The sequence below is a fragment of the Silvimonas sp. JCM 19000 genome (assembly GCF_054652575.1).
Map to the genome: position 1 here is coordinate 201,953 of NZ_BAAIHC010000003.1, position 15,275 is coordinate 217,227.

At 59.6% G+C, this 15,275-nt stretch carries 15 protein-coding genes; 5 read left to right on the forward strand and 10 right to left on the reverse strand.

Features of this window, described 5'->3' with window-relative positions; translation table 11 throughout:
- Positions 1-30: 30 nt before the first annotated feature.
- Entirely contained in the window at positions 31-1,068 is a 1,038-nt protein-coding gene (locus ACYQ1A_RS04695; protein WP_499360622.1) for an imelysin family protein, read from the reverse strand.
- A 182-nt stretch (positions 1,069-1,250) separates the two neighbouring features.
- On the opposite strand from ACYQ1A_RS04695, the gene ACYQ1A_RS04700 reads away from it, so the two are divergent.
- Together ACYQ1A_RS04700 and ACYQ1A_RS04705 are read left to right on the forward strand one after the other, a co-directional pair.
- Positions 1,251-1,598, forward strand: coding sequence for a hypothetical protein (locus ACYQ1A_RS04700; protein WP_499360625.1), 348 nt, complete (start codon positions 1,251-1,253; stop codon positions 1,596-1,598).
- The gene (locus tag ACYQ1A_RS04705; RefSeq protein WP_499360627.1) at positions 1,591-2,295 is read left to right on the forward strand and encodes an N-acetylmuramoyl-L-alanine amidase family protein; all 705 of its coding nucleotides are present in this window, start codon (positions 1,591-1,593) and stop codon (positions 2,293-2,295) included. The genes ACYQ1A_RS04700 and ACYQ1A_RS04705 overlap by 8 nt, the downstream gene beginning before the upstream one ends.
- 35 nt (positions 2,296-2,330) lie before the next feature.
- Here the strand turns inward: ACYQ1A_RS04705 and ACYQ1A_RS04710 are convergent, their stop codons facing one another.
- Entirely contained in the window at positions 2,331-5,138 is a 2,808-nt protein-coding gene (locus ACYQ1A_RS04710) for an EAL domain-containing protein (RefSeq protein ID WP_499360629.1), read from the reverse strand.
- A 286-nt stretch (positions 5,139-5,424) separates the two neighbouring features.
- Here ACYQ1A_RS04710 and ACYQ1A_RS04715 point away from each other — a divergent pair, with 286 nt between their 5' ends.
- Positions 5,425-5,559, forward strand: coding sequence for a hypothetical protein (locus ACYQ1A_RS04715; protein WP_499360631.1), 135 nt, complete (start codon positions 5,425-5,427; stop codon positions 5,557-5,559).
- 99 nt (positions 5,560-5,658) lie between these two features.
- On the opposite strand, the gene ACYQ1A_RS04720 is transcribed toward ACYQ1A_RS04715, so the two are convergent.
- The 3 genes from ACYQ1A_RS04720 to ACYQ1A_RS04730 form a co-directional block, all read right to left on the reverse strand.
- A complete protein-coding gene (locus ACYQ1A_RS04720; protein WP_062224438.1) occupies positions 5,659-6,720 on the reverse strand; it encodes a nucleotidyl transferase AbiEii/AbiGii toxin family protein in 1,062 nt (353 codons plus the stop codon).
- On the reverse strand, positions 6,695-7,105 hold the full coding sequence (locus tag ACYQ1A_RS04725; protein WP_062224440.1) for a DUF6088 family protein: 411 nt from the start codon (positions 7,103-7,105) through the stop codon (positions 6,695-6,697). The genes ACYQ1A_RS04720 and ACYQ1A_RS04725 overlap by 26 nt, the downstream gene beginning before the upstream one ends.
- A 229-nt stretch (positions 7,106-7,334) precedes the next feature.
- A complete protein-coding gene (locus ACYQ1A_RS04730) occupies positions 7,335-8,192 on the reverse strand; it encodes a PIG-L deacetylase family protein (protein ID WP_499360632.1) in 858 nt (285 codons plus the stop codon).
- A 147-nt stretch (positions 8,193-8,339) separates the two neighbouring features.
- On the opposite strand from ACYQ1A_RS04730, the gene ACYQ1A_RS04735 reads away from it, so the two are divergent.
- Positions 8,340-9,425 carry a DUF475 domain-containing protein gene (locus tag ACYQ1A_RS04735; protein ID WP_499360634.1) on the forward strand — a complete coding sequence of 362 codons (1,086 nt, stop codon included), beginning with the start codon at positions 8,340-8,342 and terminating at the stop codon, positions 9,423-9,425.
- On the opposite strand, the gene ACYQ1A_RS04740 is transcribed toward ACYQ1A_RS04735, so the two are convergent.
- Positions 9,416-10,366: a TerC family protein gene (locus ACYQ1A_RS04740; protein WP_499360636.1), complete on the reverse strand. Its 951-nt coding sequence runs from the start codon at positions 10,364-10,366 to the stop codon at positions 9,416-9,418. The two genes, ACYQ1A_RS04735 and ACYQ1A_RS04740, sit on opposite strands and share 10 nt — an antisense overlap.
- A 110-nt stretch (positions 10,367-10,476) precedes the next feature.
- On the opposite strand from ACYQ1A_RS04740, the gene ACYQ1A_RS04745 reads away from it, so the two are divergent.
- A complete protein-coding gene (locus ACYQ1A_RS04745; protein ID WP_499360639.1) occupies positions 10,477-11,244 on the forward strand; it encodes a TatD family hydrolase in 768 nt (255 codons plus the stop codon).
- Here ACYQ1A_RS04745 and ACYQ1A_RS04750 read toward each other — a convergent pair.
- From ACYQ1A_RS04750 to ACYQ1A_RS04765, 4 genes are all read right to left on the reverse strand, one after another.
- Positions 11,241-12,131: a hypothetical protein gene (locus ACYQ1A_RS04750; protein ID WP_499360641.1), complete on the reverse strand. Its 891-nt coding sequence runs from the start codon at positions 12,129-12,131 to the stop codon at positions 11,241-11,243. The two genes, ACYQ1A_RS04745 and ACYQ1A_RS04750, sit on opposite strands and share 4 nt — an antisense overlap.
- Positions 12,132-12,365: 234 nt before the next feature.
- Entirely contained in the window at positions 12,366-13,157 is a 792-nt protein-coding gene (locus tag ACYQ1A_RS04755; protein WP_499360643.1) for a HesA/MoeB/ThiF family protein, read from the reverse strand.
- 30 nt (positions 13,158-13,187) lie between these two features.
- Positions 13,188-13,586, reverse strand: a complete 399-nt coding sequence (locus tag ACYQ1A_RS04760; RefSeq protein ID WP_499360645.1) for a hypothetical protein — start codon at positions 13,584-13,586, stop codon at positions 13,188-13,190.
- 130 nt (positions 13,587-13,716) lie between these two features.
- Positions 13,717-15,216, reverse strand: coding sequence for a S41 family peptidase (locus tag ACYQ1A_RS04765; protein ID WP_499360647.1), 1,500 nt, complete (start codon positions 15,214-15,216; stop codon positions 13,717-13,719).
- Positions 15,217-15,275: the final 59 nt, after the last annotated feature.

Consider the following 15,275-nt stretch of genomic DNA (forward strand, 5'->3'; position numbering starts at 1 on the left):
TTGCTTTGTTTTGCTCAAGCGTGCCGCAATTTATTGCGCCGCTTTGAACGGAAAGCCCAAGGCATCGACAAAGGGCCCCGCCAGAAAAGCCGCCAGCTCGTTCAGGCGCGCCTGCACGCTGAACATTTCGCCACGCCATAGCCCGGGGTCTTGTTCAAAGCCGACCGGCAACGCCGCCAGTGCCAGTCGCACATTGATGATTTTTTCCTGCAATTGCGGGCCGGTGGCGTTGTCGCCGCGGGAGGCCAGCAAATCATCAAAGCCCAGGCCCGAAGGCGCACCAAGCAAGGTGTTTTCGATGCTGTTCAGACCGGCTTCCAGATTGGCTTTGCCACTACTGGAGCGCCACCCGCGCAGATCAGTCACCGCAGGATCGATACGGCCTTGCGCCAGTTGGCGCTGGCCCAGTTCCTTGATACCGGCCACCGAATTGCCGAGGGCTTCGATCAGATACGGCGTCTGCAAGGTGGCGTTGTAGTTGAAACCGGTGCGCAAGGTATTCCATTCCAGCACCAGGGTTTGCGCGCGACGCGTCATGCCGTTGGCCACCCAGCGGCCGTACTGACATTGCTGGGGTTTGCTCAGCGCGGGGGCCGTTTTGTATTTGCCGCTGAACAGCAGATATTCCAGCGCGGGCAGACCGTTGCCACCGGCGGGCAGCGTGCCGGCTTCAAACACGGCCTGCGGGCTGGCTGGATCAGCGGGGGTGCGTTTAATGCTTTGCGCCAACACGGTTTCGTCCAGCGGCCACGGCTCAAATTGACGCACCGCGTCTTGCTGCCGATTGGGGCCGATGCGCAAGGTTTCCATGCCGCGCCAGATGCGATCGGTGCCGCGCCAGGCCACTTGCGCTGCGGCCAGATGGTCGGCATCGGGGTTATTGCATAATTCGGCCACGCGCTGCGACAGCGTGCGGGTGGCTTCGACCAGTTGGCGTTGCGCCGGCAGCGCCACATCATCGAGCAAACTTTGCGCTAACGCGGTAGTGGGCATGGGCGCGGCCAGGCCAGGTGGCGACGCCAATGCGCCAGCCCCCACCAGCGTCAGCGCCAGCAGACGTGCTTTCATCGTGTTGTCCCCATCGGTATGCCGCTGCGCGGGCGGCTTTTTGCTTTGCTTTTGTTCCGGGCGCGCAGGGCATCATAGCCTGAGCCGCGCGCGCCACCAATCCATGCCGCAGGTGCCTTGCTTTTTATGCTGGCAAACGCGAAACTGCCCGCCTTGATTGATCTGTAACGGACTCTTTTGCAATGGCTTTTTATCTACGCGCGGACAGCGTGCCCGAACTGCATGGGCTTACCCGCTGGGAACAACGCGTCTTGCTGCGCGGCACTTTTGTCAAAGAACGCATGATTTCCACCCTGGTGCTGGCGGTGGTGGCCTTTTTGACCGTGCCGTTTGGCATTAACCCGCTGATGCACCATCTGGTGCCGGGCGTCACCAATGATTCCGGCGTGTATATGGCCGTGCTGGTGGTATGGGTGTTTGTGCTGCTGGGCGCACGCGACATCGTGATGATGAACTTGCTGCGCCACAAGATTGCAGCCCATCGCGCCAAGGCGCCGGTGACCGTGCAGGCGGACGCCGCCCATGAATAAATTCTGGCTGGGGCTCGGCGCGTTGCTGGTCGGGGTGGCCGTATCGGCCCAGGCGCAAACGCAAACCATCGCGCTCGATGTCGGCCATTATCTGGACAAGCCGGGCGCGACCAGCGCCTATGGCGTAACCGAGTTCAGCTACAACCAGGCGTTGGCAGAAGCCGTGAGCGAGAAACTGCTGTCAGCCGGTTATACCGTACGTTTGATCGGTGATGACGGCCAGGCCAAAGACTTGCACCGCCGCGCCGCAGCCGCCACTGGCGCCGATCTGCTGGTGTCCTTGCATCACGATTCGACCCAGCCGCAGTTTATGCAAAGCTGGACCGTCGATGGCGGCAAGCAGATGTATTCCGATCGCAGCAAGGGTTACTCGGTGTTTGTCAGCCGCGAGAACCCTCAATTTGCCCGCTCCAGTGCCTGTGCCAGCGCACTGGGCCAGCAAATGCAAAGCCGGGGTTTTAGCGTGAACCCGGCGCATGCGGAGAAGATCGCGGGCGAAAGTCGCGACTGGCTGGATGAAAAATCCGGCGTTTATACCGCCGATTTCACCGTCCTGAGCGAAAGCAAAGTGCCGGCCTTGTTGCTGGAATCGGGAGTCATCGTCAATCGCGACGAAGCCCGCAAACTTAATAGCGCCACCACCCGCGCTACCATCGGCGACGCCATCCTGGCGGCCGTCAAAGCTTGCCTGCAATAGCGGAATTGCGCTGCTGAGCGCCGCCGGCCGGGCGTTCAGGCGTAGCGCGCGTCGGGGATGTCGCGGTTCATCAGCCGGAACGGCTCGGGCCGTGCCAGACCATAGCCCTGGGCATAATCGACGCCCAGTTGGCGCAAGGCATCGGCAATCGCCTGGTTCTCGACGAATTCGGCCACGGTTTGCTTGCCCATCAGATGGCCGATCTCATTGATGGCGCTCACCATGGCACGATCGATTGGATCGTTAAGCATGTCTTTGACAAAGCCGCCGTCGATTTTCAGATACTGCACCGGCAGATGTTTGAGATAGCCAAATGACGACATCCCGGCGCCAAAGTCATCCAGCGCAAAGCAACAGCCCAGCCCGCTTAATTCCTGCATGAAGCGCGTGGCACGGGTCAGGCTGGCGACGGCGGTGGTCTCGGTAATCTCAAAGCAAAGCCGCGCCGGATCGATACCACTGCTGCGGATATGCTCCAGCGCAAATTGCAGAAAGTGCTCATCCCCCACCGACGCGCCGGACAAATTGATGGCGCACAGTGCCAGCGGCGGTAGCCCGGCGGCTTCCCGCGCGGCCAGGGTCTGGAGGGTGTTCTGCAAAACCCAGCGATCAATCTCGGGCATCAGGTTGTAGCGCTCAGCCGCTGGAATAAATGCCATGGGCGGCACAATCTGATCATGTTCATCCAGCAAGCGCAGCAGTACTTCCACATGACGTTGGCCAAAACTGGCGCTGCTCAGGCCGACGATTTCTTGCGCATACAAACGGAAGCGATCCGCTTGCAGCGCGTGCTTGAGGCGCTGCACCCATTCCATTTCACCGTGCCGCAGCGTCACTTCATGATCTTGCGGCGAATATTGCTGCACGCGGTTGCGGCCTTTTTCTTTGGCCATATAACAGGCCGCATCGGCCGCCCGCAGCAGTTCCTGCAAGGCCATGGTGTTGTCGCCGAGATGGACCATGCCGATGCTGGCGCCTACGGTAAATGACTGACTGCCAAAGGCAAAATGGAAGTCACGCACCGATTGCCGCAAGGTCTCGGCAATGCGCAAGGCTTGTTCCGGCGCGCAATTCTCCAGTAACACGCCAAACTCATCGCCACCAATGCGCGCCAAGGTGTCGGTCTGACGCAAATGCTGTTGCAGCACCCCCGCCAACTGGCGCAAGAGCTCGTCGCCCGCCGCATGGCCGCAGGTGTCGTTAACAATCTTGAACTGGTCCAGATCAAGAAACATCAACGCGTGCTGCGCGCTGCGTTGTTGCGTCCGGTTGTACAACTGCGCCAGGCGCCGTTCAAATTCGCGGCGGTTGACCAGGCCGGTGAGGGCGTCGTGGCTGGCTTGCCAACTGAGATTGGCGGCGTATTGGCGCTCACGGGTGGCGTCATGCAGCACCAGCACGATCCCGATGACTTCGCCCCCGCGCCCGCGTAATGGCGCGATAGCCCGATCAACAGAAACCTCGACGCCATCGTGCCGGAGCAAACGGAAGTCGCGCAGATTGGGGTCGAGGGTATCGGGCAGGTTGGCGTCATCGGCCAGCAGGCTGAGTGCATGCTGAGCCTGATCGACCAACTGGCAGATATCATCCAGATTACGCCCGGAAGCCGAATCGCGCGCGATGCTGAGCAAGCGCTCGGCAGCTGGATTCAGGTACTGGATGCGGCCAAGGATATCGGTGGTGATGACGGCGTCGGCAATCGACGCGAGCGTGATTTCGGCTTTTTCTTTTTCCAGTTGCAAGGCTTGCTCGGCCGCTTTGCGGTCGGTTACATCGGTGATCGAACCGGCCATCCGCACCGGTTTGCCTTGTAGATCAAAGGCCGCGCGCCCGCGCACGCGAAACCAGTGATAGCCGTTATGGCCAGTCAGGACCCGATATTCGACATCATGTGCCTGGCCGTTGCGGAATTGCTTGCTGCGGGCCACCGCAATCAAGGCCTGGTCATCGGGATGGACGCGGGCAAACCAGGCCTCGGGGGTTTCTGCCAGTTCGTGTTTGTTCACGCCCAGCAATTGCCGAAAGCGCGGCGAGTACCAGACGTGATCGGTGGTCATATCCCAATCCCAGATGCCGTCGTTACTGCCATTCACGGCTAGCTGAAAGCGCTGCTCGCTGTGGCGTAATGCGGCATCGGACAATTCGCGCTGGCGTACCAGCTTGAAGGTACGCCGCAAGGCCAGGGCAATCAGCAGGATTGCGGCAACCGTGAAACCGGTGGCCAGGCCGATTTCCATTTTGCGGGAGGCATGGCTCAGGCGCTGCGAGAACTCGGCCTCCAGCGGCGTGAGCGAGGCGTTGATGATGCGGATTTGCTGCCGCAGGCTGTCGAGATCGGCTTCGGTAAGGTGATCGCGCTCGCGCAGCTGCCGGGCGTGGGCGGCCAGCTGTTGCAGCCGGTTAATCTGCAGATCGGCGCGTTGCCACACATCGATGGCGGCGGCGATATCGGGAGCCCATTTGAAATTGAGATACAGCCGGATCATGCCGGCGATATCTGCGCTATCGTTGCCGCCACGTAACAGGAATGCACGGATGGCAGCCCGATCGGGAACGGGCATTTCCAGCTCCAGCCGCGCATGCTGATCGGCCAGCGGGATGGCCACGGCGGCTTCATAGGCGCGGTAATCGCGGACCTCGCCGTGGTCGATATAGCGTGCCAGGTAATAGGCCGCGTCTTTCTGACCCTTGGACCACATACTCTCGCCGCCAACATAGGCCCGACCCGCCGCCAGCAAATCCAGACAGGCCCATTGCAACATCACCAGCACGAGCACGATCAGCATGAACGGCCAGACGATGGCAAGCATGCGCTGCAGCAGATACAGCCGTGACGTGTTCATGACCGAGCGGTTCCTTGTTAATGCTTTTGAGCGGCACCCCTTCGGCAGCAGGGAACGGGGCGGCGTATGGTCTGGAATAGTTGCCGGCCCCAATAGTTAAGTAGTTACTAATGTTTTTACAACATTGCAAGCCGCTTTTTGCGCGAGTAAGACAGTCGGAGGTTCCGCAACCATTTGTAGCGCGTGACGCGGGGCACGATTGTGTGCATGCCGTTACACAGAGTGTCGGCGCGTGGTCGGGCGTGATCCGTTAAACCTCTGTGTATTCACTGATGGAGGACACGGGATGCGTCGATTAACTATCGTGTTGTTGCTGGCGGCGAGCGCGCTGAGCGGATGTATTGTGGTGCCGGCGGGTGGCCCGGTTTATTTTCGCGGGCCGGGCTATGGCTATGGCCCGTACCACCATGGGCATTGGTAAAGCGGTAGCTGCGTGAAGGAGCGAGCGGGTGCCACGGCCTCTCGCTCCGGCAATGCCGTTCATATGTAGCGTGCCGCTATGCCGGGCGCGGACCAGGCTTCAAGCGGCTTGCGGCAGCGGATCGGCGTGATCGAGCAAGCGGGTGGCGACGTCGAGAAAATCGGCAAAGTACACGTCGAACTCGGGCCGATTGGCCGCAAATAACAAAGGTTTTAGCCTGTTCTCATAATTTTCACGCAGCCCCGTATCGATCGCGGCGCGCTCCAGCGTGCGCCGCAAAACCTCGTAGGGCGTGGCGTCGAATTCGGGATGCTGCCCACGGAATTCTTCGACATCTTTGGAAACGATGCCACCGAATATATGCCGGGCCACGGCCATCATGTCAGGACGCTGTTGCACGATTTGTGAGACGTCATAGATATGCCGGACCAGCGCGGTATCAAATTCGCCGCGTTGATAGCCATCCCAATACCAGGCGCAGCGGCGCAACAGCGAGAGGACCTTTTCAGCAAGGGTCTCGGCGATGGAAATGCAGGCCATCGGAAATTGCGCCGGGTTGGGCCGATTGATCTGGCTGTCGAGCAGGTAGCCGATTGCTTGTGCGTCGGCGGGCAGCAGCGGTGGACGGTGGATGAGTTCGAGGCGGAGTTCCGGGCGCAGTGCGCGCGAAATATTGTGAAACTCCGCGTGATAAGCAACGCGCAGGCAGTAGTAACGATGCTTGTCGCGAGTCAGCGGGTTGCCTTTGGCTGCCACAAAACTGAAGCCCAGCTCATGCAGCAGGTGCTCCACTTTGCGTTGTAAAGCAGTGAGCCTGGCCCGATCCGATTTCCCCTTGGCTAAGGCATAACCAGCGGGTACCGGATCCAGCACAATTTTGATATCGATGTCTTCGGACATGCGCTCAATCAGCCGATGCGCCTTGGACAGACATGTGCCACCCGCGAATATCAAGCGCGTCATGATTTCTTGCGTCGCGGGCATGGTCTTGTCGAATACCTGCCGGTGCACGATATCGCTCTGACATAGCGTTGCCAGTGCGCGCAAGACGTCGGTTACGTGCTGATCTTTCTCAATGGCGGCTTCCGATAGATTGCCCGCTGCGCCTGCGCTGGTGGCGTCAATGATCTCTGCTTTAATCCCTGCCGTGATTCTTCTCATAAGTCACAGTCCGGCTACCTACGGTTATTTTGCGCGAGATGCGCCGTTCCCCTGTGTTGACCATCCAACCTGCAGGAACCTGAGTGCTTCCACGGTCGTAGGCGGCCTCGGCCGCGGTTGGCGAAAGCGCAATACCCAGCTTGCGAAATACCTCTGCTGCAATCTCGGACAGGGGGGCGATCGGCGTCTTCGTCCCGGTGAACTGATTCACCCGCGTCTTTGCATAGGCCCCCTTGCTCACCTTCACCAGCGTGCCGTCTTTGACCAGCCGTGCGATCACCCGGCCGATCTGCGCTGAGCTGCCCATGTCCGCAAAATCGGCGTGCAGAACGACCGGACCGTTACGTAATTTGATGGAACGGCGTATGCGTCCTTCCAGTTCCATAGCGGTCTCCTTGGGTTAAGTTACACAGACAGGTGACTCTACCACAAAAATTAGAAAAATATATTTGAGAACAATATGATAAACATGCACAAATCGATCATTAAAGATCGGTTTATGCACAATCTTGCTATTGCCGGATTATTCACAGCGAAGCGAGTGCGCGGTTATGTTGCGCATAAAAAAACGCGCCATTAAGGCGCGTTTCCTGGCAGGGCAAACTCCGGGGCAATCAGAACAGCAATTGCTTGATATCGTCCGCGGCGGCGACCGTAAACTTCTGCTCGGTGGAGATCGATTGCTTGCCGTCGAAGCGTTCAATGCGGTACAGCGTGCCAAATGAGAACGTCGGTGCCGCTGCGCCCTGGCCGCCGGCCACTTCGGCGCCGCGGCGCACATTGTCGGCCATCCAGCCGGGCAGGCGCAGGTGATAGGGGTTACGTTCGACTTCGCCCACGTGGCAGGCCAGGGCGACAATCAAATCAGTGGTGTCTTCAATGCTGGTTTCGATCAACGCATTGGGCTTGTCCATCTGGCGCCAGAATTCGCTGAATGCCACATGGCAGGGGTGGCCGCTCTGACGCAGCGCGTCCATGGCCAGATAGTGGGTGCCGATGTGGACCGCGTGGTAATCATTGTCGTTGGGGAAGACACAAACCGCAGGCTTGTATTCCTCGATCAGCTTGACGATTACATTGACTTTCTCGGCCCAGGCCGCGGCATTGCCTTCGCGGGTCTTGAGGTTGACGTCCATCAAGCCGCCGGGGATGGTTTCGCGCAATTCAAAGCCGAGATATTCGCAGGCATTGGCCAGTTCGGCCCAGCGTTCGGGTTGGCGCTTGAGGCTGGAGCCTTGCGAGACCGCCACGTTAACCACTTTGAAGCCCGCTTCGCGCCCCAGCCGCAGGGGCAGCGCGCCAATAATGCATTCGTCGTCCGGGTGCGGCGCAAAAATCATCACCACCGGCGCGTTGGCGGCCGAGGTGTCGGCATGCGCTTGCAGGCCTTCGAGCGAGGAGAACAGCGGGGCATCTTTTTTTTGTAGCAAGGCGTCATGCGCCTTGACCAGGTCGAGATAAATTTCTCTCATTTTTGTATCCATCCTTGTTTCGTTTCCGGGACCTTTGTTCTGCCCGGAAGTATAGGCACGACGCCAGGACGGCGGCAACGAGTGCTGCGGCTCATCGGGCAGCGCGGGCATAATACGGCGGATAACAAACAACAAGTGAGCAACCGCATGTTCAAGTATTTTCGTGGTGCGCTGTGGGTGACTGTTATCGGCCTGACCCTGGCAGGCGTGATTGGCGGTACGGCTGGCTTATGGGCAGCCTTTAACCTGGCTTTGCTGGAAACCAGCCTCAGTTTTGATAACGCGGTGGTCAATGCCAGCATCCTGCGGCATTGGGATCCGCTCTGGCGCAAACGCTTTTTGATCTGGGGCATGCTGATCGCCGTGTTCGGTATGCGGGTGTTGTTTCCGCTGGTTATCGTGGCGGTGATTGCCCATGCACCGCCGCTGCCGGGTCCGTTTTCGTTGTGGGACTGGTATCAAAGCGGGCAATGGCCCGCGCGTGATGTGCTCTCGATGGCCATCGTAGCGCCCAAACGCTATGCCGATACGCTGCAATCCGCGCATATCGAAGTGATGGCGTTTGGCGGCACGTTTTTGCTGCAGGTGTTCTGGCATTTCTTTCTGAACCAGAACAAGGAGAGCCATTGGCTGCGGCCATTGGAACGCGCCATGCAGAAGCTGGGGCGGCTCGAAATGGCAGGGGCGGTGATGACCTTGCTGGGCTTGCTGGTACTGGCCGACACCCTGCCGGATGCAGAAGGTTTCCGCTTGTTGATTGCCGGGGTGTGGGGCCTGATTGCCTATATCGTGGTCAACGGCCTGAGCGCGCTGATGGGGCAGGAAGGCGGTGCCGTGCAAATGGGCTGGGCCGGCTTTCTGTATCTGGAAGTGCTGGACGCTTCGTTCTCGTTTGACGGCGTACTGGGCGCTTTTGCGCTGACCCGCAATATCTTTCTGATTGCGATTGGCCTGGGTATCGGCGCGATGTTTGTGCGCAGCTTTACGTTAATGCTGGTCGAAAAAGGCACGCTGTCTGAACTTCGTTATCTGGAACATGGCGCTTTCTGGGCCATAGGCGCGTTGGCAACCATCATGTTGTTGGCGCCCGTGGTTGAAGTGCCGGATGCGGCCACCGGCGGCATCGCCGCCGTGCTGATTGTGTTGGCCGCGCTGCATTCATGGCAGGCCAACCGCAGTGACCGCCAGCGTGGCATTGGCCCCACCGGCAGTGACCAGCAGGATCAGGCCTGACCGTGTACCCGACGCTGGCCGCGCGTGCGCCACATCGAATAGAGCACGCCGGCCAGTAGCAAACCAAACGTCACGCTCAGCGATAACAAGGCGGGCACTGCGATGCCCGCGTGGACCAGGCCGATCTTGGTGCCAATAAAGATCAGCACCAGCGCGAGCGCGTACTTCAGATATTCAAAGCGATGCACCATGCTGGCCAGGGCAAAGTACAGCGCACGCAGACCGAGGATGGCGAAAATATTTGAGGTGTACACCACAAACGGATCCTGCGTGATCGCAAAGATGGCCGGGATGCTGTCAACGGCAAAAACCAGATCCACCCCTTCGACCATCAGCAGCGCCAGCAACAAGGGCGTGGCCCAACGGCCGGATGCCAGGCCATGGGCTGCGCCGTCGACCACAAAATGATGATCGTAAAGCCGGTCAGTCAGGCGCAACCTGGCCTTGAGAAAGAGATACAGCTTGCTGTTATGGATGTTTTCTTCTTGCTCGCGCGCAAATAACATCCGAAAGCCGGTGACCAGCAAGAACAGGCCAAAGATCAACAAAATCCACGAGAACTCATGGACCAGCGTCGCGCCGACGCCGATCATGATGGCCCGCATCACCAGCGCGCCAAGGATGCCCCAGAACAAAACCCGATGCTGATGCAGGCGTGGAATGGCCAACTGGGTAAAAATCAGCGAAATCACAAACACGTTATCCATCGATAACGATTTTTCCACCAGAAAACCGGTGTAATAATCAAGGCCGTCCTTGGGACCACGGCTAAGCCAGATATACGCACCAAAGCCGAGCCCGGCGCAGATGTAGAACGCCGATAATTTCAGGCTCTCTGCGATGCCGATTTCGCGTTCCTTGCGATGCAGCACCCCCAGATCGAAGGCGAGTAAGGCCACGACCACCACGGCGAAAACGCCCCAACTTAACAGATCGGTCACCCGGTAAACCTCGCATGCTGATTGACTATTGTGTGTGATGCCACCGCGCTCTGACGGCGCGGTATGACGATGACTACGCCAGACTGATCTTTGCCGATGACAAGAGTTCAATGCTGATCGACAGCCACTGCCACCTGGATGCCCCCGAATTTGCCGCTGACCGTGCCGAAGTGGTGGCGCGCGCGCGTGCGGCGGGGGTCACGCAGTGGGTGGTACCGGCCGTCAGTGCGGAGACGTTCGGCACTACTTTAGCGATGCGGGAGTACCACGGGGCAGCGTTGGCGTTTGGTCTGCATCCGGTTTATGTGCATCTGCATCAAGACGCGCATCTGGTCGAGCTGGCGCAGTGGCTGCAGCGCGAGCAGCCGGTGGCCGTTGGAGAAATCGGCCTCGACTTGTTTGTGCCGGGGCTGGATGTGACCCGGCAGATTGAGCTGTTTGAAGCGCAGCTCAAACTGGCGCGCGATTTTGATTTGCCGGTGATCGTGCATATCCGGCGCTCGCAAGATCAAGTGCTGAAGTATTTGCGCAAATGGAAAGTCAAAGGCGGCATCGCCCACGCGTTTAATGGCAGCGAGCAACAGGCTGCAGAATTTATCAAGCTTGGTTTCAAACTGGGCTTTGGTGGCGCCATGACCTATAGCGGTTCGCAGCGGATACGCCGGTTGGCCGCCAATCTGCCGCTTGAAGCCATCGTGCTGGAAACCGACGCCCCCGATATCCCGCCCACCTGGCTGGACCGGCAGCGCAACGAGCCCGCCCAGATGCAGCGCTTTGCGGAGGTCCTGGCCGAATTGCGCGGCAGTACGGTGGCTGCGATTGCCGCCGCCACCGTGGCCAACACGCGTGCCGTGCTGGCGCTGCCCACAGCAAATTAAAGCGCGGCCTTAACGTCAGCCAGAGTCTGTGCCGCAATCCGGCGCGCACGTTGCGTGCCTTCCTGCAATACGCGTTGCACGCTGGCCAGATCTTGCGCCAACTGCTGGCGCCGCTCGCGCACCGGCTCCAGAAACCGCTGCACGCAATCTTCCAGATGATGCTTGATCACCACATCCGACAGCCCACCACGACGGTATTTGGATTTGAGATCGTCCAGAAAATGAATGTCGGTTTCAAACGCATCCATAAAGAAGAACACTTCGTTGTGCTCGACATCGCCGGGGGCAAAGCGGCTGGCGCGGCCCGGATCGGTGGCCAGCGCGTGGATGGCGGCGCTGATCTGATCCGGCGTGGCGCTCAGCGGCAGCTGGTGTGCCACCGAGTTCAGCGCGGTGGTGTTACGCGCATTGGCCGCCATGACCGGCGCGGCGGTGACCAGAATCTGGCTGCCCGCACGTTGGTTGATGTGCTGCACCAGGGCATTGCCACGTTGCACCAGCGCGGCCTGTGCCGGGCTGGCGGTCGGGATCAGCCGTGCTTGCAAGGCGGTGATCTCGGGAATGTGATGCGCGATCTGATCGTCGCCGGCCAGCACCTCGCTGCCCAGGCGTGCGTAGCAAGCAGCCAGTTCGGCCAGCTCCGGCATGTGCGAGCGGACGGCAATGGTGCTGCGCTGCGGATCAATGCCGATGGCCAGGTAGTCGAGGGCAATTTCTTGCGCGGCGCCTTCGTCGCTGTCTGTGCCATCACTGAGCAACAAGAATTGCTGGTGCTTTTCTTGATAAGCCAGGCGATGTCGCAGGGAGCGCACGTAATGACCGAGACCCAGCGCGCCGGTGGCGCGGTCGCCGGTCAACAAGGTCTGGTTCGGGGGAATTACGGTCATTTCGGTGCTCCTGGTTTTTAGTGGAAGCGCCGATTCGGGGAGGGGGGTACTAACAACAAAGCCGCCTGAATCGGCGGCTTCGTATGGATATGACAATACGCGTGGCCGCCTGGTTAGCGATACCACCAATAAAAGTTTGCAACGAACGATGCCGGTTGGCAGGACTTTTGCGTATTCATAGCGGGCACTATGGCCTGGCGAGGCCCACGCTGTAAAGCTCTTTTTTCTGTAGGTTTATGGATGACGCTGACCACACACCGGGCAAGCCGGGTCTTTGCGATAGCGCATTTCGCGCCACGACAGGTCGCGCGCATCCAGCAATTGCAGCCGTCCCACCAGCGTTTTGCCTATGCCGGTCAGCAGCTTGAGCGCCTCTGCCGCCTGCCCGGTGCCGATCATGCCGGTGAGCGGCGCGAACACCCCAAAGGTAGCGCAGGGGCTGTCATTGGCTTCGCCGTCTTCACCGAACAGGCAGTGATAGCAAGGGTTGGCAGCATCGCGTAGATCAAAAGTGGTCAGTTGCCCATCAAAGCGCACGGCAGCGCCCGATACCAGCGGCACCCCCGCCGCCACGCAAGCGCGATTGACGGCGTGGCGAGTCGCAAAGTTATCGCAACAATCGAGTACCACATCGGCCAGGCGCACTTGCTCGGCCAGCCGCTCGCCGGACATACGCTCCGGCAGCGCGACGATTTCGATATCCGCATTGATGGCTTGCAGGGTTTGCTGGGCTGACGCTGCCTTGTTGATGCCGATACGCGCGCTGGTATGCACGATCTGGCGTTGCAGATTGGTCAGATCAACCGCGTCGGCGTCGGCAATAACCAGGGTTCCGACGCCGGCTGCAGCGAGATAAAGCGCGGCAGGCGCGCCCAGTCCCCCGGCTCCGATCATCAAGACGCGGGCGTTGGCCAGGCGGGTCTGGCCCTCGATACCGAATTCGTCCAGCAAAATATGTCGGCTGTAACGCAGCAATTGCTGGTCGTTCAGATCAAGCTGCGGGGCAGGGCGGGCGGTGGCGGTCATAACGGCGGCTTGTACAAGCGCGCCGCAACGTTAGAGATAGCGGCGCAATTCTTCGGGAGTATCGTCGTGGTCCCCATGCGGATGGTGGTCCCACATCTGCACATACACATCGCGTGATTTGGTTGGATGCTCAGGCATGTGCATGTTATCGCGCTGTACATCTTCGGTGTAATAGACGATGGCGCGTTTGATCTTTTGCAAGATGCTGCCATCCAGATGAAATCCGTTTTGCTGTAACTGGGTTTCGAGCGCCTGCAGCGTGTGTTCCAGCACGTCGTAATGCACGCACACGCGGTGCTCGGCCGTACAGGGCTGTGCCACCACGCCGGGCAGTCGCCCCAAAACGCGGGCGGCTTGCACCGCCTGGTCGGCGGGCAAGGCAAAGAACACGATATCGTGCGTTTTAGCGCGTTCAACGGGCGTCGGCATAAGACCGTCCTCGGCTGCGGGTGGCGGTGCTCTGAGCTTAGACTTTTTGCGCGCGGATGGCTCCGCCTGATGGCATAAACGGCAAGAAAAAGCCCCGCTTGCGGCGGGGCTTTCGGTAGCACGGTGCAGCTTACTTTGCCGCAGAGATCGACGCCGTCGACGGTTTCGGTTTTGGCAGCTGTGTTTCTTTGTTCAGCAGCAGCTGTTGCACCTTCAGCACGTTGATGGCCTGTTGCAGTTGGTAATCCTGCTTGGAGACCAGCTCGCGCGGCGGCAGATCGTCGTCTGGCGTGCTGGCGTCCTGCCTGGCCGGCTTGGCTGCCGGTTTGGCCGGCGCCGCCTGGTTCAGCTTGACGGCCGGAACCAGATCCTTGTCTCTGGATTTGGCTGCCGGTTTGCTGGCGTCGTTCGGATTGTCCAGATGGTGTTCCAGATCGGCTTCATGCATCTCGAAGCCGGTGGCTTCGCGACCATTGACCGTAGCTTCTGCCACCTCGATGTCCGGCGTAATGCCCTTGGCCTGGATGGAACGACCATTCGGCGTAAAGTAACGCGCCGTGGTGATCTTGAGCGCGGAGGTCGCGTCGATCGGCAGAATGGTCTGCACCGAACCCTTACCGAAGGTTTGCGTCCCCACCACCAGCGCACGTTTGTGATCCTGCAGCGCGCCCGACACGATCTCGGAAGCCGAAGCCGTACCGCCGTTAACCAGCACCACGATCGGCACATTCTTCACGTCGGCTGGCGTGTTCTTGAAGTAATCAGCCTTGCTGTCGTCGCGCATATAGTTGCTGCGGTCGGCAGTCAGACGCACTTTGGAATCTGCGGTGCGGCCTTCGGTATACACCACCAGATCGCCTTGCGGCAAGAAGGCAGCAGACACGCCCACGGCCGAGTTGAGCAGACCGCCCGGATCGTTACGCAGATCAAGGATCAGGCCCTTCAGCGGCGCCTTGTTGTCTTTGTAAAGCTTGTTCAGTGCTTCAGCCAGATCTTCGGTGGTGCGTTCCTGGAACTGGGTAATGCGGATATAGCCGTAGCCAGGCTCAGCCAGTTGCGACTTGACGCTCTGCACCTTGATCACGGCACGCTTCATCGGCAGCACCAGCGGCTTGGTCTCACCCTTGCGCAGGATGGTCAGCGTTACCGTGGAACCGGCCTTGCCGCGCATCTTGGAGACCGCGTCATTCAGCGACATGCCCTGCACCTGGGTATCGTCGATCTTGACGATGTAGTCGCCGGGTTTGACCCCAGCCTTGAAGGCTGGCGTGTCTTCGATCGGGCTGACCACGCGCACCAGGCCGTCCTGCATATTCACTTCGATACCCAGACCGCCGAACTCGCCTTGCGTGTTCACCTGCAGATCTTTGTAGCCATCGGCATCCAGATAATCCGAGTGCGGATCAAGGCCGGAGACCATGCCTTTGATGGCGTTGGAAATCAGCTTTTTGTCGTCGACCGGCTCAACATAGCTTTGCTTGATCAGGCCAAATACAGTCGAGAAGGCACGCAATTCGTCCACCGGCAGCGGGTTGCTGGTGGTGGCTTCTTTATCGGCGACGGCGTTAAACGACAGGCTCAGGGCAACGCCCAGACCCGCGCCGGCCAACACCAGCGCAATTTTTTGCATCTTGCTTGCCGGCTTATGGCCCGGCTTTTTAAGACTGGACATTCCAGTTGCTCCAAATG

Bases quoted from the DNA above. Each gene is read 5' to 3' on its own strand.
- ACYQ1A_RS04695 (WP_499360622.1), bottom strand. From the start codon at position 1,068: ATGAAAGCACGTCTGCTGGCGCTGACGCTGGTGGGGGCTGGCGCATTG.
- ACYQ1A_RS04700 (WP_499360625.1), top strand. From the start codon at position 1,251: ATGGCTTTTTATCTACGCGCGGACAGCGTGCCCGAACTGCATGGGCTT.
- ACYQ1A_RS04705 (WP_499360627.1), top strand. From the start codon at position 1,591: ATGAATAAATTCTGGCTGGGGCTCGGCGCGTTGCTGGTCGGGGTGGCC.
- ACYQ1A_RS04710 (WP_499360629.1), bottom strand. From the start codon at position 5,138: ATGAACACGTCACGGCTGTATCTGCTGCAGCGCATGCTTGCCATCGTC.
- ACYQ1A_RS04715 (WP_499360631.1), top strand. From the start codon at position 5,425: ATGCGTCGATTAACTATCGTGTTGTTGCTGGCGGCGAGCGCGCTGAGC.
- ACYQ1A_RS04720 (WP_062224438.1), bottom strand. From the start codon at position 6,720: ATGAGAAGAATCACGGCAGGGATTAAAGCAGAGATCATTGACGCCACC.
- ACYQ1A_RS04725 (WP_062224440.1), bottom strand. From the start codon at position 7,105: ATGGAACTGGAAGGACGCATACGCCGTTCCATCAAATTACGTAACGGT.
- ACYQ1A_RS04730 (WP_499360632.1), bottom strand. From the start codon at position 8,192: ATGAGAGAAATTTATCTCGACCTGGTCAAGGCGCATGACGCCTTGCTA.
- ACYQ1A_RS04735 (WP_499360634.1), top strand. From the start codon at position 8,340: ATGTTCAAGTATTTTCGTGGTGCGCTGTGGGTGACTGTTATCGGCCTG.
- ACYQ1A_RS04745 (WP_499360639.1), top strand. From the start codon at position 10,477: ATGCTGATCGACAGCCACTGCCACCTGGATGCCCCCGAATTTGCCGCT.
- ACYQ1A_RS04750 (WP_499360641.1), bottom strand. From the start codon at position 12,131: ATGACCGTAATTCCCCCGAACCAGACCTTGTTGACCGGCGACCGCGCC.
- ACYQ1A_RS04755 (WP_499360643.1), bottom strand. From the start codon at position 13,157: ATGACCGCCACCGCCCGCCCTGCCCCGCAGCTTGATCTGAACGACCAG.
- ACYQ1A_RS04760 (WP_499360645.1), bottom strand. From the start codon at position 13,586: ATGCCGACGCCCGTTGAACGCGCTAAAACGCACGATATCGTGTTCTTT.
- ACYQ1A_RS04765 (WP_499360647.1), bottom strand. From the start codon at position 15,216: ATGCAAAAAATTGCGCTGGTGTTGGCCGGCGCGGGTCTGGGCGTTGCC.